This window comes from Cupriavidus sp. 05L310 (genome assembly GCF_056398185.1).
Genome location: NZ_JBFTOX010000002.1, coordinates 52,157 through 72,256, shown reverse-complemented (window position 1 = coordinate 72,256; position 20,100 = coordinate 52,157). Strand labels below are relative to the sequence as shown.

At 66.2% G+C, this 20,100-nt stretch carries 18 protein-coding genes; 10 read left to right on the top strand and 8 right to left on the bottom strand.

Annotated features, from left to right (window positions below; genetic code table 11):
* Positions 1-149: 149 nt before the first annotated feature.
* Positions 150-737 (top strand): DMP19 family protein, encoded by a 588-nt coding sequence (locus AC1DS6_RS01650; RefSeq protein WP_477101803.1) that lies wholly within the window; start codon positions 150-152, stop codon positions 735-737.
* 167 nt (positions 738-904) lie between these two features.
* On the opposite strand, the gene AC1DS6_RS01645 is transcribed toward AC1DS6_RS01650, so the two are convergent.
* The 3 genes from AC1DS6_RS01645 to AC1DS6_RS01635 form a co-directional block, all read right to left on the bottom strand.
* Entirely contained in the window at positions 905-1,252 is a 348-nt protein-coding gene (locus AC1DS6_RS01645) for a hypothetical protein (RefSeq protein ID WP_477101802.1), read from the bottom strand.
* A gap of 986 nt (positions 1,253-2,238) precedes the next feature.
* A complete protein-coding gene (locus AC1DS6_RS01640; protein WP_477101801.1) occupies positions 2,239-3,324 on the bottom strand; it encodes a Zn-dependent alcohol dehydrogenase in 1,086 nt (361 codons plus the stop codon).
* A 143-nt stretch (positions 3,325-3,467) separates the two neighbouring features.
* Entirely contained in the window at positions 3,468-4,358 is an 891-nt protein-coding gene (locus AC1DS6_RS01635; RefSeq protein WP_477101800.1) for a mechanosensitive ion channel family protein, read from the bottom strand.
* A gap of 255 nt (positions 4,359-4,613) precedes the next feature.
* Here AC1DS6_RS01635 and AC1DS6_RS01630 point away from each other — a divergent pair, with 255 nt between their 5' ends.
* Together AC1DS6_RS01630 and AC1DS6_RS01625 are read left to right on the top strand one after the other, a co-directional pair.
* A complete protein-coding gene (locus AC1DS6_RS01630; RefSeq protein WP_477101799.1) occupies positions 4,614-6,146 on the top strand; it encodes an amino acid permease in 1,533 nt (510 codons plus the stop codon).
* 82 nt (positions 6,147-6,228) lie between these two features.
* Positions 6,229-7,899 carry an amidohydrolase gene (locus tag AC1DS6_RS01625; RefSeq protein ID WP_441634375.1) on the top strand — a complete coding sequence of 557 codons (1,671 nt, stop codon included), beginning with the start codon at positions 6,229-6,231 and terminating at the stop codon, positions 7,897-7,899.
* Here AC1DS6_RS01625 and AC1DS6_RS01620 read toward each other — a convergent pair.
* Genes AC1DS6_RS01620 through AC1DS6_RS01610 form a run of 3 tightly spaced genes read right to left on the bottom strand, consistent with a single transcriptional unit; the run spans position 7,808 to position 10,230 of the window.
* Positions 7,808-8,626, bottom strand: coding sequence for an amino acid ABC transporter permease (locus AC1DS6_RS01620; protein WP_477101798.1), 819 nt, complete (start codon positions 8,624-8,626; stop codon positions 7,808-7,810). The genes AC1DS6_RS01625 and AC1DS6_RS01620 overlap by 92 nt on opposite strands.
* The gene (locus tag AC1DS6_RS01615; RefSeq protein ID WP_441634379.1) at positions 8,619-9,359 is read right to left on the bottom strand and encodes an amino acid ABC transporter permease; all 741 of its coding nucleotides are present in this window, start codon (positions 9,357-9,359) and stop codon (positions 8,619-8,621) included. The genes AC1DS6_RS01620 and AC1DS6_RS01615 overlap by 8 nt, the downstream gene beginning before the upstream one ends.
* A 40-nt stretch (positions 9,360-9,399) precedes the next feature.
* Positions 9,400-10,230, bottom strand: a complete 831-nt coding sequence (locus tag AC1DS6_RS01610) for an ABC transporter substrate-binding protein (protein WP_477101797.1) — start codon at positions 10,228-10,230, stop codon at positions 9,400-9,402.
* 248 nt (positions 10,231-10,478) lie between these two features.
* Between AC1DS6_RS01610 and trhA the strand changes: the two genes are divergently transcribed.
* Positions 10,479-11,096 (top strand): PAQR family membrane homeostasis protein TrhA, encoded by a 618-nt coding sequence (trhA, locus tag AC1DS6_RS01605; protein WP_045236496.1) that lies wholly within the window; start codon positions 10,479-10,481, stop codon positions 11,094-11,096.
* Here the strand turns inward: trhA and AC1DS6_RS01600 are convergent.
* A complete protein-coding gene (locus AC1DS6_RS01600; protein ID WP_441634274.1) occupies positions 11,093-11,593 on the bottom strand; it encodes a GNAT family N-acetyltransferase in 501 nt (166 codons plus the stop codon). The genes trhA and AC1DS6_RS01600 overlap by 4 nt on opposite strands.
* Before the next feature lie 535 nt (positions 11,594-12,128).
* Here AC1DS6_RS01600 and AC1DS6_RS01595 point away from each other — a divergent pair.
* Together AC1DS6_RS01595 and AC1DS6_RS01590 are read left to right on the top strand one after the other, a co-directional pair.
* Positions 12,129-12,371, top strand: coding sequence for an antitoxin (locus AC1DS6_RS01595; protein ID WP_441634272.1), 243 nt, complete (start codon positions 12,129-12,131; stop codon positions 12,369-12,371).
* A complete protein-coding gene (locus tag AC1DS6_RS01590) occupies positions 12,371-12,772 on the top strand; it encodes a type II toxin-antitoxin system VapC family toxin (protein WP_441634270.1) in 402 nt (133 codons plus the stop codon). Before AC1DS6_RS01595 ends, AC1DS6_RS01590 begins: the two co-directional genes overlap by 1 nt.
* Before the next feature lie 40 nt (positions 12,773-12,812).
* Here the strand turns inward: AC1DS6_RS01590 and AC1DS6_RS01585 are convergent, their stop codons facing one another.
* The gene (locus AC1DS6_RS01585; RefSeq protein WP_477101796.1) at positions 12,813-15,257 is read right to left on the bottom strand and encodes a penicillin acylase family protein; all 2,445 of its coding nucleotides are present in this window, start codon (positions 15,255-15,257) and stop codon (positions 12,813-12,815) included.
* Between the two features lie 298 nt (positions 15,258-15,555).
* Between AC1DS6_RS01585 and AC1DS6_RS01580 the strand changes: the two genes are divergently transcribed.
* From AC1DS6_RS01580 to AC1DS6_RS01565, 4 genes are all read left to right on the top strand, one after another.
* Positions 15,556-16,419 carry an IclR family transcriptional regulator gene (locus tag AC1DS6_RS01580; protein ID WP_441634264.1) on the top strand — a complete coding sequence of 288 codons (864 nt, stop codon included), beginning with the start codon at positions 15,556-15,558 and terminating at the stop codon, positions 16,417-16,419.
* Positions 16,420-16,422: 3 nt separating this feature from the next.
* Entirely contained in the window at positions 16,423-17,478 is a 1,056-nt protein-coding gene (locus AC1DS6_RS01575) for a cyclase family protein (RefSeq protein WP_441634262.1), read from the top strand.
* A gap of 99 nt (positions 17,479-17,577) precedes the next feature.
* Positions 17,578-18,852 carry an ABC transporter substrate-binding protein gene (locus AC1DS6_RS01570; protein WP_477101795.1) on the top strand — a complete coding sequence of 425 codons (1,275 nt, stop codon included), beginning with the start codon at positions 17,578-17,580 and terminating at the stop codon, positions 18,850-18,852.
* 18 nt (positions 18,853-18,870) lie between these two features.
* Positions 18,871-20,013 carry a thiolase family protein gene (locus AC1DS6_RS01565; protein WP_477101794.1) on the top strand — a complete coding sequence of 381 codons (1,143 nt, stop codon included), beginning with the start codon at positions 18,871-18,873 and terminating at the stop codon, positions 20,011-20,013.
* The last annotated feature ends 87 nt before the right edge of the window (positions 20,014-20,100 follow it).

Below are 20,100 nucleotides of genomic sequence, written 5' to 3'. Positions count from 1 at the left end.
GCGGCCTGAATGAGCCAAGGCGAGGCGGGCGCCTTCCCGGCGCCCGCCTTTGGAATGGCGGCGAGCCCTCCCTATGTGATTCCTTGTGTCGCCATTGCCGGGTGGTTATTCCCGCGTGGCATACATACTCAATACCTTCAGGCTTTCCCATGAACGAACGACTGCCTTGCACAGCTTGCAGCGAATTCATTCTTGCAGACACCGCAGCGAGAACCGGCGGCTTGTGCATGCCGTGTAAAGGCGGCTATCGGCAACAGATTGACGACGGCAGGAAGCGCCGGGAACTCGAGCGCCAATACGAGGAGAGCGCCGAGCGGAAATACTGGATCGACCTGGTCAGCCGTGTTCACGGCGAAGGTGGCGGATTTCAGTCCCTTGTGGCACGTGAGAGAACATATTTCGCCGTGATCTGCCTCATAGGCGAGGTTTATGGCGGCGGATTCCATCAGTTCTTCTCCAACAGCGCCGGAGAACTTTACGATTGCGCTTTCGATGGCCTCCTGGAGATGGAGGCGAGCCAGTCGCCGGCGCTCCTGCTGCGCGCCAAAGAGTTGCTCTTTGGGCAACAGGTTGTGCCTCTGGAGCGCAGACGCCGCAATGAACTGCTGCCCAACCTTGAGACGTTCGACACAACGGAACTTGATGCGCTGGAGAAGGACTTCTGGGCTGACCCGGATAAGCTAGGCGATCGATGTGCGCGGTTCGCACATCGGCATGGACTGTATTCGCGCGACTGAGGTGAATAACCGGACAGCAGCCGGTCATTCCGGTTCGCCATACGCGCTATTGCCGCCCCGCATTTTCCATTATTTTGTGCGCACTTTATGGCCCGATGAGCCGATAAATGAGCGCACCACTCGTTGCACCTTGTGCGTTCGCACCCCATCAACATCGCGGCGATAGATCAAAAAGGTACCGGGCCGGTGTGATTGAGCTGGCGATAGGCAAATTGCAGACTCCAGGGCGCGTAAACGTAGTGCAGCGCTCGCCCCACGGCTGTGCCAGCGGCTTGCGGGCGGCCCTCATCGCCCACCTTATCGCCCAACTCCAGCGCGACAAGGACCAATAGCGCTGCCTTGACGTCGGAGTAACGGTCGCGTGGCAAGAGCCTGGCTGCGATGTTCTGGGCGATGTCCTGCTTTTGCGGCGGCAGGCTTGCCAGGGATACGGTGGCCAGCGCGCAGTATCCGCTGCCCTTCGAGGCAAGCTGCCACAATTGCCATTTTCTTGGGGCATTCATCTTCATCTTCATTTGAGAGTCCTTATGTCTTCAAGTCGTTGTCAGCGGGGGCGGCAGGGCAGACCGAACCGAAACCGGTTGCCGCTACGGATACGAGAACGTAATCGTGCTCCGCGGGCTAACCGTGGCTGGCTTGATGGTCGGTTCGGTCTTCACATATTTTGCAGCCGGGGGAATGTTGAGGTTGCCCCGCCGACGCCGACGAGCGGCCGACATGCCATGGGTTGGTGTTTCCCTTCGCCGCCGAATCCGGAAAGGTGGGCAACACGATGGCATTGGTCGCTCCGGATGTCACCTTGATCGTCCCGGGGGCTGAAAGATGGAGGCTATTTTCGGTGCGCCGCTTACTGTCTGCATTCCGCGGCCTTACGACGGCCATAGTCTGCAGCGGAATGGTGCAAATGCCGGCGACAAGGTGCCCTGAAGCAACCAGGATATCGAGATTGCAGGTCGTTCAGAATAGGACGAGTACTAAAATGCATGCCGTCGACGAGGATACGCTTCGTCGTTGGCGTATCGAGGGCAGGTCGATGCCGCGGTCGGTGAGCATCATTGTGTCTCCTTGCCATGCGGTGAAGATTCGCGCGGCCTTCCCCGGAACTTGGTGAGAAACCCAAAAAAAGCCCAGGCTGTCAAGGGGAGAACAGCCTGGGGTGCGAGCGCGGGCAGGAGGGGGTCACCCACTATGCAAAGGTGGATCGGCACACGCGGGCGTGCCGACCGACGAAGTCTAACGAGACTTCATCGTGCAGGGAATCGGATAAGTCCGAAATCGCAGGGGCATTCGGCGAAAATATTCAGCGCGCCGTGGCGGCGCCAACCGGGCTGATGATGAGCGGCCTGACCAGCGCGGTGATGTGTGTGGTCGCGGTGTGGTCGCGGTGTGGTCGCGGTGTGGTCGCGGTGTGGGAGAGCGTTGCGGCGGCGCGGCCGGCATGCCGTGGCGGACGGGACGACGGTGGCCTGGGCGGAGCACACCCGGGCCACGCCTGCGGCGCTCAGTGCTCGAACATGATCACCGAGCGTGCCAGTTCACCCCGGCGCAGTTCGTCGAACGCTTCGTTGATGTTTTCCAGCGGCATGCGGCGCGAGATCAGCTCGTCCAGCTTGAGCTTGCCCGACAGGTAGAAATCCACCAGGCGCGGCATATCCACCGGGAAGCGGTTGGAGCCCATCATCGAGCCCTGGATGCGCTTTTCAGCCAGGAAGTCGGTGCCCTTGATCTCGATCTTCACGCCCGGCGCGATCATGCCGATCACCGTGGCGGTGCCGCCGCGCCGCAGCATGGAGAAAGCCTGCTCGGCGGTCTGCTTCAGGCCGATGGCTTCGAAAGCGTGATGCACGCCGCCGCGCGTGAGTTCGCGCACGGCTTCCACCGCGTCCACGTCGGCGGCGTTGATCACATCGGTCGCGCCGAATTTTCTGGCCAGCTCCAGCTTGCCGGGCACGCGGTCGATGGCGATGATGCGGCCGGCGCCGGCAATGGCGGCGCCGTTGATGGTCGCCAGGCCGATGCCGCCGCAGCCGATCACCGCCACGGTTTCGCCGGGGCTCACGCGCGCGGTGTGCACCACGGCGCCGACGCCAGTGGTCACGGCGCAGCCGATCAGCGCCGCGCGGTCCAGCGGCATCTCGCGGCGGATCGCCACCAGCGCGTGCTCGTGGATCAGCATCTGCTCGGCGAACGCCGACAGGTTCAGGAACTGGTTCATCGGCGCGCCCTTGGCCAGCAGGCGCGGCTCCTCGCCTTCGCGGCGCTTGGTGTCCGGCTCGACGCACAGCGACAGGTGCCCCGTCAGGCAGTGTTCGCAATGGCCGCAATAGGCCGACAGGCAGGTGATCACATGATCGCCGGGCTTGACCGTGCGCACTTCCGAGCCCACCTGCTCCACCACCCCGGCGGCTTCATGGCCCAGCACCACCGGCATCGGAAAAGGATAGGCGCCGTCGAGAAAATGCAGGTCCGAATGGCAAACGCCCACCGCCGCCGTACGCAGCAGCACCTCGTGCGGCCCCGGCTTGCCGATGGCGACGTCTTCGATCACAAGCGGGGTCTTGGGTTGATGCAGGACAGCGGCTTTCATAGGTCTCCTCGTTGTTCGATATCGTTCGACACAGTTCGCTACGATTCCCGTCCCCGGCAAGGGCGGCGGCACGGCTACCATACAACCGAAACGCGGTTCAGTGAAGCCTTAAACGGTTCCGTCCGCGGCCAAACGCTTGAGCATCAGGAATGCGGCGCCGCCTTGTCCTGCTGTACAGGCGCGGGTTCCGCGCTGGCCGCCACCGTTGCCGACGCCAGCGCCGCGTTCCGTTGCTGGTGGTACTTGCGCAGGATCTGCTGCGCGGTCGACAGCCTCGAGGCCACCGGCACCGGGAACCGCACCAGCACATCGAGCCGGTCCGCCGCCATGGCTTCGAACATCACGCGCGGCTCGAACTGCGAGAGATCGAGAAAGCGCGAGCCGCCGTATTCCTGCAGGCTGTGCCGGGCCTCGGCCAGGAACGGCGCGCACACTTGCTCGGTGATCGCGATCAGGTCGGCCTCGACACGGTCCGGGTCGCTTTTCTCGGGCAGCGGGATGCGCAGCGTGTCCAGCGTGTACTTGCCGGACTGCGAGTGGTTGCGCACGGCCACGGTCAGCAACATGCTGTTGGGAATCTGCACCGTGGAGCCGGTGAACTGGCGCGCGCCGGCGATCTCCACCAGCGTGGTGGTCAGCGCATCCATGTCGACCACTTCGCCGGAATGCGGGCCGATTTCCACGATATCGCCAAGCTGGAAGGGGCGCGCCATCATGCGCAGGAAGGCGCCGAGGAAACACATCACCAGCTCCTTGCCACCGATCACCAGCGCCACCGCGAAGGCGGTCAGCGAGATCGCCACGCTCTTGAGCTCTGACACCCAGATACCCAGCAGCAGCAGGAACACCACCGCGGCAACCGCGTTGCGCGAGGCCACGGTCCAGGTGCGATAGCTGCCGCGATTGTCCTTGTCCCCTTGCTGGCGGGCCTGGAAGAAGCGGTTGATGAACTTCACGGCCAGCATGCCGGCCAGCACGATGCCGGCGCTCAGCGCGATGTGTAGGAGATAGCTGTCGTTGAAGGGCAGGTTCATGAGGTTCGGTCCGAATACCGCGAGGATGCAAACCCTCGATTCTAGCCATGCCGCAGTGCAACGAACGCAAATGCGGCCGCACGCGCCGCGCCGCCTTTCCCCACGCGGCGTTTTCTCTTATGATGCCGCCCAATGTACCAGCCGGTGAATGTATTCCATGTATCCCCGTTTGCCCAGGCCGGGCACGGCCGGATGCGGACGACACCGGTGAATGCGGGCGCGTCCGGCCCGGGCGCCCCAATCCTTTTCTTCTCTATGACCCGCCAGCCATCCACTCCCCACGTTCCGCCGCCCGCCCTGCGCCGCACCCTGCGCGCGCGCCATCTCACCATGATCGCCATCGGCGGCTCGATCGGCACGGGGTTGTTCGTGGCCTCGGGCGCCACCATCGCGCAAGCCGGGCCGGGCGGCGCGCTGGTGGCCTATGTGCTGATCGGGGCCATGGTGTATTTCCTGATGACCAGCCTGGGCGAACTGGCTGCGTATATGCCGGTGTCGGGCTCGTTCGCCACCTACGGCGCGCTGTATGTCGATGAAGGATTCGGCTTCGCGCTGGGCTGGAACTACTGGTACAACTGGGCGGTGACCATCGCCGTGGAGCTGGCGGCGGCGCAACTGGTGATGCAGTACTGGTTCCCCGACACGCCCGGCTTGCTGTGGAGCGCGTTGTTTCTCGGATTGATGTTCCTGCTCAACGCCATCTCCGTGCGGGGCTTCGGCGAGGCCGAGTACTGGTTCGCGCTGGTCAAGGTGGTGACGGTGGTCGCCTTTATCGTCATTGGCGTGCTGATGATCTTCGGCATCCTGCGCGGCGATACGGGCGGGGTGCCGGCGGGACTGGTGAACCTGACCGCGGGCGACGCGCCCTTCGTCGGCGGCCTGCCGGCGATGATCGGCGTGGCCATGATCGCCGGTTTTTCCTTCCAGGGGACCGAGCTGATCGGCGTGGCCGCCGGCGAATCGGCCGATCCCGCCAAGAACATCCCGCGCGCCGTGAGGCAGGTGTTCTGGCGCATCCTGCTGTTCTATGTGCTGGCGATCCTGATCATCGGCATCCTGATTCCCTACACCGATCCCAGCCTGCTCAAGAGCGATGTGGAAACGGTTGGCGTAAGCCCGTTTACGCTGGTGTTCCGCCATGCGGGACTAGCATTCGCCGCCGGCGTGATGAACGCGGTGATCCTGACGGCGGTGCTGTCCGCCGGCAACTCCGGCATGTACGCCTCCACCCGCATGCTCTACAACCTGGCGACCGAGGGCCGCGCGCCGCGCCTCTTCGCCCGCCTGACGCGCAACGGCGTGCCGATGGCGGCGCTGCTGGCTACCACCGCGGTGGGCGCGCTGTGCTTCCTGACCTCGATGTTCGAGAGCAAGTCGGTCTACCTGTGGCTGCTCAACCTGTCGGGCATGACGGGCTTTATCGCCTGGCTCGGCATTGCCATCAGCCACTACCGCTTCCGCCGCGGCTTCGTCGTGCAGGGCCTGGACCTGTCGCGCCTGCCCTATCGCTCGCCCTTCTTCCCGTACGGCCCGATCTTCGCGTTCGCGCTGTGCCTGATCGTCACGCTGGGGCAGAACTACCAGGCTTTCATGGACGGCAAGATCGACTGGGTGGCAGTGACCGCCACCTATGTCGGCATCCCCATCTTCCTGCTGATCTGGCTGGGCTACCGCATCTTGCGCAAGACGCGTTTCGTGCGCTATGCCGACATGAAATTCCCGCCGCTGCCGCCGGCGCGCAGCGAGGCAGGCGGCGCCGCCTTTCCCGCCACGGCGACGGGCGAATAAAGAGCAGTCCGCAGCAAGCAGTCAATCCTGAGAGCACATAAGAAAACCCAAGCGCTGTACCACAACAACAAGGAGAGTTGATTTGAAACACGCGATCCGCAAGAGCCTGCTGGCCCTGGCCGCCGGCACCGCCCTGTCCGCGCACGCCGCGCCCACCCTGATCGAGTCCGTGCAGGGCTACACCCTGAAGAACGACCAGGTCGCCAGCTTCACCGGCCTGGTGTTCGACCAGGGCAAGGTGCTGGCCACCGGCGACGCCGCCGCGCTGCGCGCGCAATACCCGCAGGCCAAGCGCATCGACGGGCAGGGCAAGACCCTGCTGCCGGGCCTGATCGACGCCCACGGCCACGTGTTCCGCCTGGGCTTCAAGACCACCGAGATCTCGCTGTCGGGCACCAAGGACCTAGCTGAAGCACAAGGCATGATCCGCGCCTACGGAGACAAGAATCCGCAGCGCAAATGGCTGCTGGGCTACGGCTGGAACCAGGTCAACTGGAAGCTGGGCCGCTTCCCCACCGCGGCTGAGCTGGACGCCGCCGTATCGGACCGCCCGGTGCGCCTGGTGCGCGTGGACGGCCACGCCGCCTGGCTCAACACCAAGGCCATGCAGGCCGCCGGCATCACGCGCGACACCAAGGACCCGGCAGGCGGGCGCATCGAGCGCGACGCCAGCGGCAACCCCACCGGCGTGCTGGTCGACAAGGCGATGGCGCTGGTCAACAACGTGATCCCGCCGTATTCCGACGACGACCGCCGCGCCGCGCTGGCCGCCGCGCTGGCGCACATGAACGCGCTCGGCCTGACCGGCGCGGGCGACGCCGGCGTGACCGCGCAGGAAGACCGTATCTACCGCGAGTTCGCCGACCAGGGCAAGCTGACCACGCGCATCTACGGCATGATCCGCGACACCGGCGACGACTTCAAGGCGCTCTCCGCCAAGGGCCCGCTCTCCGGCTACGGCAACGACCGCTACTACCTGCGCGCGGTCAAGCTGTACGGCGATGGCGCGCTGGGCAGCCGAGGCGCCGCGCTGATGGCGCCGTACTCCGACGACCACGTGCACAGCGGCCTGCTGTTCATGAGCGACGCCGCCATGCAGGCCAGCGTCAAGATGGCCATCAAGGCCGGCTACCAAGTCAACGTCCACGCCATCGGCGACGCCACCAACCACCAGGTGCTGGACGCGATCGAAGTCGCCTACAAGGAAGTCGGCGGCCGCGAACTGCGCAACCGCATCGAGCACGCGCAAGTGGTGGCGCTGCCCGACATCCCGCGCTTCAAGCAGCTCGACCTGATCGCCTCGATGCAGCCCACCCATGCCACCAGCGACATGAACATGGCGGAAGACCGCATCGGCAAGGAACGCATCAAGGGCGCCTACGCCTGGCAGACCATGCTCAAGCAAGGCACCGTGATCGCCGGCGGCTCGGACTTCCCGGTGGAATCGGCCAACCCTTTCTACGGCCTGCACGCGGCGGTGACGCGTACCGACCACGAAGGACGCCCGATCAAGGGCTGGCATCCGGAAGAGGCCATGACGCTGACCCAGGCCTTTCGCGCCTTCACACTGGACGCCGCCTACGCGGAGCACCAGGAGAAGACGCTGGGGTCGCTGGAGCCGGGCAAGTGGGCCGACTTCATCCTGGTCGACCAGGACCTGTTCAAGGTGGCGCCGGCCGAGATCTGGAAGACCCGCGTGACGCAGACGTGGGTGGCGGGCGAGCGGGTGTACGCGCAAGGCGAAAGGCAGTAAGCGTTACGTAGCGCCACAGGGGCCGGCGCTGCCGGCTCCGCGTGGCGGCAAGCAGCAGCACCGCCACGCTTTCAATCCCCACGCAGATGAAGAAGTAAAGCAGCGCCACCGCGGCAAACACCTGCGCCGCATACCCCACGCTGCGCCCGTTGACCTGCGTCGCCACGGTAGACAATTCCACCACGCCCACGATATAGGCCAGCGACGTATCCTTGGCCAGCGACACCCAGACATTGCCCAGCGACGGCAGCATGGCGCGCAGCGTGCGCGGCAGCACCACCAGCCACAGCGCCTGCAACGGCGTCATCCCGAGCGCCAGCGCCGCATTGCGCTGGCCCTGCCCGATCGCGGCGAAGCCGGCTTCCATCACCTGCGCGATGTAGGCCGCGCCGATCAGTGCGAGCGCCAGCACCACGGTCTGCACCTCGCCCACATGGACGCCGGCCAGCATCGGCAGCAGGAAGTAAGCCCAGAAGATCAGCATCAGCACGGGGATCGCCCGCAGGCCGGCCAGCAGCGCGCGTATCGCGCGCGCCAGCGGCGCTGGCGCCTGGTCCAGCAGCACGGCAACGCCGACGCCCAGCACGGTGGCACCGGCGCAGGCCAGCACCGCCATCCACAAGGTCAGCGCGGCGCCTGCCAGGGGGCCGTCCGGAAAGGCGCCCGAGAGCAGGTAAGGCAACTGCCCGAGCACCACGGCCCAGCCGGAGATCGCGTGATCAGGCACGTGCCGCCTCCGTCCATCCCAGCCACCGCAGCAGCAGCGGCGCGGCCGCCTGCAACAGCAGAATCAGCGCCATGTATAGCAAGGTGGCCAGGCCAAACGCCTGGAAAGTCATCAGGCTGTCCGTCTCCACCTGCCGCGCGGCGTAGGACATCTCGGCAAAGCCGATCGCCATCGCCAGCGAAGTGTTCTTGATGGTCTGGCAGAACTGCCCCGCCATCGGGCGCGCGGCAATACGCAGCGCCTGCGGCAGCACCACGCGCCAGAACGCGGCGGCGGGCGTGAAGCCCAGTGCCAGCGCTGCCGCGCTTTGGCCCGCGGGCACATTGGCCAGCCCCGCCTCCAGCTCACGCGCATAGAAGGCGCTGGCATAGAGGCCGATGCCAACCAGGCTGGCGAGCGCTTCGAGCGAAGGCGCGGGCAGGTGCAAGCCACCCAGGTGGATGCCCCGCCAGCTGTAGAGAACGCCGATCGCGTCCTCGCCGAGCAGTTGTGCCGCACCGAAATACCAGAAGAACAACTGCACCAGCAATGGCGTGCGGCGCAGGAAGCCAACCGCGCCGCGCGCTGCCACGCGCAGCGGCGCCAGCGGGCTACGCGCGAGCGCCAGCCAGAATGCGGCAAGCACGCAGCCGAGCACGAACACCGCGAGAGACAGCGCTACCGTCAGGCCGAAGCCGGCGGCAATCCAGCCGACGTACCTGGCAGGCAGCGGCTGCAGCAGGATGGCTTGCATCCCCACGGCTAGCGTTGCCCGTCGGCAAGAGGCAACGCGCTCATTTCACCGCGCTGCCAATCGTGAAATCGCGCGCCAGCGGCGCCGCGCTCTTCGGGCCGAACCACTTGTCATAGATGCGCGCGGCGGTGCCATTCTTCTCCAGGTCCGCCAGGATGCGGTCGATCTCGGCCGTCAGGCGGTCCTCGCCCTTGGGAATGCCCACGCCCATGTATTCGCGCGTCAGCGTGAACGAAGAAATCTCGAACTGATCCTTGTTCGGCAGCGTAGCCATCAGGGCACCCAGCTTCGCCCCGTCCTGCGCGAATGCCTGGATCGCGCCGCTGCGCAGCGCGGTCAGCGCCAGCGGGGAGTCGTCATAAGCGATCACGCGCGCGTCCGGATACTTCTGCCGCAGCGTGGTCTCCTGCGTGGTGCCCTTATCCACGCCCAGGCGCCACGCCCTGAGGTCATCCGGCTGCCTGAGCGTGCCCTTCTTCGCGATAAACTGCAGGCCGCTGGCGAAATACGGGGTAGAGAAGCCGATCTGCTGGCGGCGCTCATCCGTAATGGTGAAGTTCGCGGCAACGATATCCACCTTCTGCGAAGCCAGCAGCGGAATGCGGTTAGCCGGATTGGTAGCGCGGAACTCCGGCTTCACGCCCAGCCGTTTGGCGATCTCGGCGGCGTAGTCCACATCGAGGCCCACCGGCGTGGCGCTGCCCGCCTCGACAAAGCCGAACGGCGGGTTCGCATCGAACACGCCCACGCGGAGCACGCCGGCCTTCCTGATGTCATCGAGGCGGTCCGCCATGGCGGGCGTGGAGGCGAGCACGGTGAGGCCGGCCACCAGGCTTAGGGCGGCCTTGAACAACGGCGAAGGGATACGCATGGAAGTCTCGCAAAGGTTGGATGGCGAGACGATAGCGGCGGCAAGGCAGGCAGGGAACGAATGGTTTCGCAGATGGATATGCCGGCCGGCAACAGGGCTCCACTCCCGCCGCTTTCAGCCCTTTGCTCGCCCCTTCCCGATTTCCATGCAAAAATACGCCTATAACGCGCTGCAGCAAAACCATCTGCGAGCAGTACAAGCCCCCTGCAATCGACCCGCCCAGCGACCGTTACAGGAGAACCAACGACATGTACCGTGGAGAACGTTTCAACGGCTACAGCCACCTGGCAGGCGCCATTCTTGCCGCCGCCGGCACCGCCGTCCTGATCACCACCTCTGCCCTTTACCATGACGCGTGGAAGGTCGTCAGCTCGGTCGTCTACGGCACCACGCTCGTCTTCCTCTACACCATCTCCACCCTCTACCACAGCCTGCGCGGCCGCCCGAAAGACATCCTGCGCCGGCTCGACTACTGCGCCATCTACCTTCTGATCGCGGGGAGCTATACGCCCTTCGCGCTGGTCACGCTGCGCGGGCCCTGGGGCTGGACGCTGTTCGGGGTGAACTGGGGGCTGGCCGTCATCGGCATCGCGCAGGAACTATGGATCGGCCACCGCACGCGCGTGTTCTCGCTGCTGATCTATGTCCTGATGGGCTGGCTGGTGCTGTTCGCCTTCGGCCCGCTGGTGGCTGCGTTGCCGGCCGCCGGCCTGTACTGGCTGGTGGCAGGCGGCGTGCTCTATACGGCCGGCATCGTGTTCTTCCTGTTCGACGAGAAGGTGCGGCATTTTCACGGCATCTGGCACCTGTTCGTGCTGGCCGGCAGCGCCTGCCAGTTCGTCAGCATCCTCTGGTACGTGGGCTAGGGCTTGCCGGGTCCGGGTGTGCTTCCTGTCTCCTCCACGGCCAGGCGCATGGGCACATAGGCGATGCCCTTTGTCTGCGCGCGGGGGCCGGCGGACCGGAAGCCGAAACGTTCATACACAACCGTAGCGAACGGGCTCGAATTCACGGTGAATTCGCGAACCCCGCCAGACGCCATCGCCGTACGGCTGGCCACCCCCCAGAGTTGCGCGGCAACGCCTGTCCGATGCATATGCGGCGCGACGAACAGGTGGAAGAGGTGGCTACCGTCTCGCATGGCAATGACACCAGCCAACTGCTGGCCACGAAAGGCAACCTGATAATCGAAGCGCGGACTGCAGACATAGCCCGCGATCGAGTCTGGCGAGAGGCTGGCAAGGAATGATTCCGCACCCTCCCCCGACGCCTTGATGGTGAAGTAGTGTGCAACGCTCGTTGCCAGCGCGCTGATTGCGGCAGCGTCCTTGATATCGGCCCGGCGAATGATCAACGTATCCATGGTGGTAAATAATCGACTCGGTGTAGCCGTATTTCCCGCCCAAAAAGGCCGGAAGCACCCCGGCGCGATGCGAAGCGAACCGTGAAGGTGTACCTGACCGTATGGGCGCCCCGTCGGCTGACAGGAAGAACAGAAAAGAGGGACACTTGTCTGAGTATCGCTTTAATCACGCGCTGGCTGCAAATGGGACCGAAAGATATGGGGCCTGGGTTGGCCGGATGTCACCCCCTCCCGCTCCTCCCGCTCTTGTGTTGTCCTTTCATTAAACTAGACCAGCTGAACTTGGTTCAACCGAAGGATCGGCTGGAGGCACTGTATCGCCAGGTGTCAGCGGACGGCGCGACGGAGAGGCGGGCGAATTTTATAGGGTGCGCCCCACAGCCATGCCATGACGACTAAGTCCCATCGATAGCTGCTTTCAAGCGCCTCTTTCTCCACTCCGCTTCCTTGCCGATGACTGCTTTTGCGGGCAGTGCCGGCGCTTGCGTTGCGATTGAAAGCGGCATATGCTTTGGCATATGCCAGGAGAGTAATCGTGACTACCAATACCGAAAGCCGGCATGTCCGGCTATTCCGCAATGGCCGCAACCAGGCCATCCGTATCCCGCGCGAATTCGAACTGCCGGGAGACGAGGCCATCTTGCGCAAGGAGGGGACCAAACTAGTGATCGAACCCGTGCTGACGTCACCGCTGCGCGCTTTGCTAGCGCAATGGGCACCCTTGGAGGAAGGCTGGCCGGACATCGACAATTTGCCCGCCGAAGCCGTGGACTTGTGATGCCAGTGTATCTGCTCGACACTAACATCATTTCCGATGCTATCCGCAACACCCGTGGGGCCTCTGCCGCCCGCATCGGTGTGGTCGATCCCGATTCGTTGTGCACGTCAATCATCGTGGCGGCGGAACTGCGCTTCGGCGTGGCCAAGAAGGGCTCCGCAGCATTGGCTCAGCGCGTCGACCAAGCCCTGGGCGGCCTGCGGGTTCTGCCGCTTGATAGCGACGCTGACCGGCACTATGGTCAACTGCGCTCCGACTTGGAGCGCCGAGGCCAATTGATCGGCGCCAATGACATGCTGATCGCGGCGCACGCGATGGCATTGGACGCGGTGCTGGTGACGGACAATACCGGGGAGTTTTCTCGCATCGGTGGTCTACGGTTCGAGAACTGGATCGCCTGAACGGAAAGCACCGCCAAGCAATCCCCGATCGTCCAATCCCTCACTGCGGCACCAGTTCCACCCTCTCCCGGCTTTCCTTCTCCACCGCCTTGCGTGTATAGAGCAGCGGAAAATACTCGCCCCTCGCCCATAGCGGCGCAAGATCCCGGTAGTGCGGGCTGGCCGGATTCCCGGACTGCCCCGGCGCATTGATCGCCCGCGAAGCATCCCAGTTGCCCACATCCAGCACCATGCGAAACGACGCACCCGCGGTAAGCTGGTAGTCATTGTTCCGGTAGCTGGTATTCATCGGCGTAAACGCGGAGCCTCCAATCGGTCCGGCATTCACGTCATATCGCTGCCGTGCCGCGCCGTCCAGGATCGGATCCAGCGGATGACTGAACACCGCCGCATGCAGCTTGCCCCATTGCCAGGCCTTGGGGTCCGGTCCGAGCTTGCGCTCCACCTCCGCCATGGCGCTCTTGAGCGAAGCGACAATGACTTCGTTGCGGCGCTCCGGCGGCATCCATGGCTCGGGCTTCTCCAGTACCGCCAGCACGCGGCTGGCGTCGCCGTAACCCGCGAGCCTGGCGCCTTCGGCCGATAACGCCGCGCGCACTACGGCCGGACGCAGGTATTTGCTGAACCACACTTCGAACAGCGCCGCCTGCGCGCTGTCGGCGCGCTCGTTGCCATCCCAGCCGCGCAGCAGGTCCAGGGCGCGCCGCGCCTGCGGATCGTCGGTGCGCACACTGGCCAGCAACGCCACCGCGCGCAGCGCCGGCAGCGAGGTGGTGTCGTTCTGCCAGGCCATGCTGTCGGCCACCGACGAGTGCGGGTTGCCCGCGACCAGGCTCTTCAGGCGGCGCGCGCGAGCGGTGTCGCTCCATTCGTAGCCCACGCCCATCCTGGCGGCGGGGTGATTCGGCGGGATGTTGTTCTCGTTGGCGGTCACCACGAAGCCGGCGGCCGGGTTGTAGGCCCAGGGCAGTTCGTCCATGTTGCGATAGCCCGACCACTCGTAGCGGCCGTCGCCCGGTACCGGCGTAAGGCCGTCCCAGTTGGGCCGGATCACGGTCAGCCCGCCGGGAATCCAGCCGATATTGCCGTCACGGTCGGCATAGACCTGATTCTCGCCGGGCGCGCCCCAGCGGTTCATGGCGGCGCGGAACTGGTCCCAGTTCTGGGCGCGCATATAGTCCATCGAGCCGAAGTATGGCGCCATGCCCAGGTCCAGCCACGCCGCGCGCAGCGTGTAGGCGCGGTTGCCCTTGGCGTCGGCAACCAGCACCGGGCCATGGCGCGTGAAGTCGATGCTGACCTTGCGCGGCACCGGCTCGCCCTTGACGGCGATCTCCTCGGTCACCGTTTCCATCGGTTCCCAGCGGCCGCGATACTTGTATTCGTGCGCCTGCGCCGGGTTGGTCTCGTAGACGTAGAGATCTTCCTGATCCATATAGAAGCGCGTCAGGCCGAACCCGATGATGCCGTTGTGCCCGATCGAAATGCCCGGCAGGAAGGGCTCGCCGGCGCCGATCACCGACATCCCCGGCGCGTTCAGGTGGCTGATATAGCGCAGGCTGGGCGCGCCATGCGCCCGGTGCGGGTCGTTGGCCAGGATCGGGCGGCCGGTGCTGGTGCGCGAACCGGCGATGACCCAGTTGTTGGAGCCGAGGCTGCGCGCCGTGTCGCTGTTGACGTCGAGCGTGGCATAGAGCGCTTCGTGCGCGATGCCGTCCGCCTGGGCGGAGGGCCACCATTCCTTCGGGAAGCGCGGCGCGGCGGTGGCCAGCTCGTAGGCGCGGCGCAGTTCGGCCGCGGGCAGCGCGCAGGGATCCAGGCCGTCCGGCAGCTTGGGCTGGACCGGTGGATCCAGTTCGCGCTGCACCCAGTCGGTGCGGGCGGCATCGGGCTTGACCTGGCAGTAGACCTGCGCGCGATTGACCTCGCCCATGGCATTGAGCGTGAGCCCGTGATGGCGGATGCGCACGATATCTTCGGCGCGCCAGCGCGCCGGCTTGTAGTTCAGCAGGCGAAACTCGGGCGGCAGCAGTTCCGGCTTGCTCTCCGTCTGGGCCACGTAGGCGTTCACCCCCGCCACGAAGGCCTCGGCCACGCGCTTGGCGTCCGAGCCATAGGCCAGCCATTCGCGGTACATGTCGCCGCGGAACAGCACGGCGCGCGCCATGCGGTCGCCTTCCACATAGGCCGGCCCGAAGTCCCTGGCCATCTCGCCCAGGCCACGCTTGCGCCAAAGGTCGATCTGCCACAGGCGGTCGCGCGCGGCCATGAAGCCCTGCACATAGAAGGCGTCGTACAGCGTATTGGCGTAGATGTGCGGCACGCCCCAGCGGTCGACCAGGATGCTGGCGGGCTTTTCCAGGCCAGCCACCTTAAAGGTTTCGGTGGCGGGGGCCTCGGAAGCGGCGGGCGGTGCGGCCTGGGCGGCGGTTGCCGCGGTGCTCAGGACGAGCAGGGCGGCAAGGCGGCGGGCTCGGCAAACCATGATGTCTCCTTTGGGACTTGGGGATCGCATTATCGAAGCCGCGCCGGGGCCGGCACGGCGAATCGCGCCAAGGATAGCGGAAGACGCATGGGCCAGCCTGATCGGGCGGCGCTTTTTTGCCGGAAGCGCGCCCGGCGCGGGCGTCCCCGACGGCCGCCAAAGCCCGTCCGGCGCGCGCTGCATGGAATTTCAGCCGGCAAAACTTTGATGCACTGCAAAATGACGGACCGCAAATAGGAGCCTATAACCCCATAACCGGTTTCATTCAACGAAACCAGTCTATCCGGAGTGCGCGCGCGTGACGGTTCCGACCACCTCCCTACAGAAGGCCTGCAGGCTGCTGCGCGCGCTGTCGGATGCGCGCAATACGCGCCTGACCGACCTCGCCGTCGCCGCGGGCGTCGACAAGGCCTCGGCGCTGCGCCTGCTGGACACGCTGGCCGCGGAAGGCTTTATCGCCCGCGACGCCGACACCAAGGCTTTCTCGCTGGGCCCCGAATGGCTGGCGCTACGCGCGGCCAGCGTGCGCCGCATCGACCCGCGCGCCAGCGTGCGGCCCGCGCTGATCCGCCTTGCCCACGCCTTCGAGGACACCGCGATGCTGTCGGTACCGAGCGGCTGGGAATCCGTCTGCCTGGAACTGCGCCCCGGTACCTTTCCCATCCGGGCCAACTATCTGGACGTGGGCAGCCGGCGACCGCTCGGCGTCGGCGCGGGCAGCCTGGCGCTGCTGGCGGCGCTGCCCGATGCCGAGGTGGAGGCCACCTTGCAATGCATCGCGCCCGCGCTCAAGCGCTACCCGCGCATCAACGCGGCACTGCTGCTGCGCGAGGTGGAGGCCACCCGCACGCGGGGCTATGCGGTGCTGCTGGATGTGGTGGTGGAGCGCATGGGCGGGATCGCCATCGCGCTGCCGGACCCCGACGGCTATCCGCTCGGCGCCATCAGCATCGCCGCGCTCAACGAACGCATCAGCGAGCGCGAGCCCGCGCTGGCACGCGCGCTGCGGCGCGAGGCCGAGACCGTCTGCGCGGCCTGGACGCCGCCGGCACCCAATTCGACGGCGGCACGGCGCCGCGGCGGCGCGATGGCAAGGACATCGCCCGCGCGGAAGACGCCACGAACATCCACCGCGATTACCGACCTACAACCGGAGACATAGAGCATGCGCTGGAAGCAACGACCGCAGGGTTCCAACTGGGGCGATTTCGGCCCCGACGACCAGCTTGGCCGCGTCAACCTGATCGGCCCCGAGCAGGTCCGCAAGGGCGCGCGCGAGATTCAGGCCGGGCTGTCGTTCTGCCTGTCGCTGCCGCTGGACTATCCCGGCGGCAACAAGCTCAACCCGCGTCGCCATCCGCCGGTGCTGCGCCCCACGTTCCGCGACGACATCCCGTATGTGAACTTCCCGCTGGCCAAGGTGGACCCCACCGCCACCGACGTGATCAGCGACGACCAGGTGCTGCTGTCGCTGCAGTACTCCACGCAATGGGACTCCCTGGCCCACGTGGGCGCGCTGTTCGACGCCGACGGCGACGGGCGGCCGGAGCGCGTCTACTACAACGGCTATCGCGCCAACGAGCATATCGTGGGCCCGGTGGACTACGCTGAGGACGACCACTTCGCCGCCCACGCGTGCGGCCACGACCATAGCGAGGCGCGCGCGCTCGGCATCGAGAACTTCGCCGTAAAGGGCATGCAGGGGCGCGGCGTGCTGGTCGACCTGGCCCATGCCTTCGGCCAGGATTTCCGCAACGTCGGCTACGACGACCTGATGCGCGCGCTGGAGGCCGACCGCATCGAGGTGGAGACGGGCGACATGCTGTTGCTGCGTACCGGCTTTGCCGAAGTGGTGCTGTCGATGCAGCGCGAGCCGGATGAAACCGTGCTGCATCACAGCTGCTGCGCGCTGGACGGCCGCGACGACCGCCTGCTGAACTGGATCACAGACTCCGGCATCGCCGCGCTGATTGCCGACAACTACGCGGTGGAGCGCTACCCCGCGCGGCCCGCGCCGGCGGACCAGCCCAACCACCCGCTGCTGCCGCTGCACCACCACTGCCTGTTCAAGCTCGGCCTGCCGCTGGGCGAGCTTTGGTACATGAAGGAACTGGCGCAGTGGCTGCGCGCCAACCAGCGCTCGCGTTTCATGCTGACGGCGCCGCCGCTGCGGCTGCCGGGCGCGGTGGGCTCGCCTGCCACGCCGATCGCCACGGTCTAGCTAGACAAGCCGGCGCCGACGGCGCCGTGCCGTTCCCCGCTGTTTCGCCGAAGCACCATAAAGAAGCAGGCCCGAGAGGCCGCGCTGGAGGAGATCACCATGAAACGAAGCCATTCGCTGCTGCGCCGTCCATTGGGCGCACTGACCATTGCGGCCGCGCTGCTGTGCGGCGCCGGGCAGGCCAGCGCGCAAGCCGCCAAGGCCGGCATTTCCGATGACGAGGTCAAGATCGGGCTGATCCTCGACATGAGCGGCCTGTACGCCGACGTCACCGGGCGCGGCAGCGCCGCCGCCGCGCAGATGGCCATCGACGACTTCGGCGGCAAGGTGCTGGGCAAGAAGATCGAGCTGGTGGTGGCCGATCACCAGAACAAGGCCGACATCGCCGCCAGCAAGGCGCGCGAGTGGTTCGATACGGGCCACGTCGACGCCATCCTCGACGTCGCCGCCTCCGCTCCCGCGCTGGCGGTGCTGGAAGTCGCCAAGCAGAAGAACCGCATCGTGGTGTTCTCCGGCCCCGGTACCGAGCGCATTACCAACGACCTGTGCACGCCGATCTCGGTGCACTACGCGTACGACACCTACGCGCTCGCCAACTCCACCGCGCGCGCAGTGGTGCAGCGCGGCGGCAAGACCTGGTTCTTCCTGACCGCGGACTACGCCTTCGGCCACACGCTGCAGGAATCGGCCACGGCGGTGATCAACGAAACCGGCGGCAAGGTGCTGGGCGCGGCGCGCCATCCCATCGGCGCCAGCGATTTCGCCTCCTACCTGCTGCAAGCGCAGTCCAGCAAGGCGCAGGTGGTGGGCCTGGCCAACGCCGGCGGCGACGCCGTCAACGCCATCAAGGCGGCCAGCGAATTCGGCCTGACCAAGGGCGGCAACCAGCGCATGGCGGGGCTGCTGCTGTACATCAACGACATCCACGCCATCGGCCTGAAGACCGCGTCCGGGCTGCTGCTCACCGAAGGCTTCTACTGGGACATGAACGACGCCACGCGCGCATGGTCGCGCCGGTACTTCGAGAAGCTGAAGAAGATGCCGAACATGAGCCAGGCCGGGACTTACTCATCGGTGATGCATTACCTCAAGGCGATCCAGGCCGCGGGCACCGACGAGACCGCAGCGGTGATGAAGCAGATGAAGGCCATGCCGATCAACGATTTCTTCGCCAGGAACGGCCGCATCCGCGAAGACGGCCGCATGATCCACGACATGTACCTGTTCGAGGTCAAGACGCCGGCGGAGTCGAAGTACCCGTGGGACTACTACAAGCTGCTGGCCACGGTGCCGGGCGACCAGGCCTTCATGCCGGTGTCCAAGTCCCAGTGCCCGCTGCTGAAACGTGGAAATCCTGAAGCGTCGAAATCATGAAGCACTGAGCGAGGCATCATGCAACACGCAGCCTACCTGCGCGGCGCGGGCAATACGCGCTTTGGCCGTATCGAGGGCAGCACGCCGCTGACGCTGATGGCGGCCGCCACCGACGCCGCGCTGGCCGATGCGGGCCTGGCCCGCACCGATATCGACGGCGTGCTGTGCGGCTACGCCACCACCCTGCCCCACCTGATGCTGGCCACGCGCTTTTGCGAGTACGCGTCGCTCGATCCCGCTTACGCGCATGGCGTGGCCTCGGGCGGCGCGACCGGCGGCGTCATGGCGATGCTGGCGCGCGAGCTGGTGGGTGCGGGCCGCTGCCGCCATGTGCTGGTGGTGGCCGGCGAGAACCGGCTCTCCGGCCAGAGCCGCGACCAGTCGATCCAGACGCTGGCACAGGTCGGCGAGCCGGAGATGGAAGTGCCAAATGGCGCCTCCGTGCCGGCGTACTACGCCTTGCTGGCTTCGCGCTATCTTGCCGAGACCGGCATGCACGCCGACGCGCTCAGCGGCTTCGCGGTGCTGATGCGCGAGCACGCCGCGAGCCATCCCGACGCCCACCTGCGCGAGCCCATGACGCTGGACGCCGCGCGCGCCGCCAGGCCCATCGCCACGCCGCTGCGGCTGTCGGACTGCTGCCCGATCTCCGATGGCGCGGTGGCGCTGGTGGTGTCCGCCGGGCCGGGCAGCGGCACCCCGGTGCGCGTGACCGGCGCGGGCCAGGCGCATCGCCACCAGCACCTGTGCGCGCTGGAAAGCGTGCTGGCCACGGGCGCGGCCGATGCCGCGCGGCGCGCGCTGGCGGAAGCCGGCAACACGGTGGCGCAGATCGATTACCTGGCGATCTACGACTCATTCACCATCACGCTGGCGATGCTGCTGGAGGAACTTGGCGTGGCCGGGCGCGGTGCGTCCCCGGCGCGGCTGGCGGCGGGAGATTTCGGCCGCGATGGCGCGCTGCCGCTCAACACGCATGGCGGCTTGCTGGCGTTCGGACATTCGGGCGTCGCGGGCGGGCTGATGCATCTGGCGGAAGCCATGCGGCAGCTTGCGGGGAAGGCGGGCGCGCGACAGGTGCCGGCGCGCAAACGCGCGCTGTTTCACGCGGACGGGGGCGTGCTCTCGTCGCATGTGAGCCTGGTGCTGGAGGCGGGATGAGAGCGCATGCAATGCCTGATGCCTGGCTCGCTGGCAGTGAGCATCTTTGCTCTTGCGCACGCCCGCCCTCTCCCCCGCCCCCTCTCC

Excerpts from the sequence above, each read along its gene's own strand:
- AC1DS6_RS01650 (WP_477101803.1), top strand. The coding sequence starts at position 150 with ATGAACGAACGACTGCCTTGCACAGCTTGCAGCGAATTCATTCTTGCA.
- AC1DS6_RS01645 (WP_477101802.1), bottom strand. The coding sequence starts at position 1,252 with ATGAAGATGAAGATGAATGCCCCAAGAAAATGGCAATTGTGGCAGCTT.
- AC1DS6_RS01640 (WP_477101801.1), bottom strand. The coding sequence starts at position 3,324 with ATGAAAGCCGCTGTCCTGCATCAACCCAAGACCCCGCTTGTGATCGAA.
- AC1DS6_RS01635 (WP_477101800.1), bottom strand. The coding sequence starts at position 4,358 with ATGAACCTGCCCTTCAACGACAGCTATCTCCTACACATCGCGCTGAGC.
- AC1DS6_RS01630 (WP_477101799.1), top strand. The coding sequence starts at position 4,614 with ATGACCCGCCAGCCATCCACTCCCCACGTTCCGCCGCCCGCCCTGCGC.
- AC1DS6_RS01615 (WP_441634379.1), bottom strand. The coding sequence starts at position 9,359 with ATGCAAGCCATCCTGCTGCAGCCGCTGCCTGCCAGGTACGTCGGCTGG.
- AC1DS6_RS01610 (WP_477101797.1), bottom strand. The coding sequence starts at position 10,230 with ATGCGTATCCCTTCGCCGTTGTTCAAGGCCGCCCTAAGCCTGGTGGCC.
- trhA (WP_045236496.1), top strand. The coding sequence starts at position 10,479 with ATGTACCGTGGAGAACGTTTCAACGGCTACAGCCACCTGGCAGGCGCC.
- AC1DS6_RS01600 (WP_441634274.1), bottom strand. The coding sequence starts at position 11,593 with ATGGATACGTTGATCATTCGCCGGGCCGATATCAAGGACGCTGCCGCA.
- AC1DS6_RS01590 (WP_441634270.1), top strand. The coding sequence starts at position 12,371 with ATGCCAGTGTATCTGCTCGACACTAACATCATTTCCGATGCTATCCGC.
- AC1DS6_RS01585 (WP_477101796.1), bottom strand. The coding sequence starts at position 15,257 with ATGGTTTGCCGAGCCCGCCGCCTTGCCGCCCTGCTCGTCCTGAGCACC.
- AC1DS6_RS01575 (WP_441634262.1), top strand. The coding sequence starts at position 16,423 with ATGCGCTGGAAGCAACGACCGCAGGGTTCCAACTGGGGCGATTTCGGC.
- AC1DS6_RS01570 (WP_477101795.1), top strand. The coding sequence starts at position 17,578 with ATGAAACGAAGCCATTCGCTGCTGCGCCGTCCATTGGGCGCACTGACC.
- AC1DS6_RS01565 (WP_477101794.1), top strand. The coding sequence starts at position 18,871 with ATGCAACACGCAGCCTACCTGCGCGGCGCGGGCAATACGCGCTTTGGC.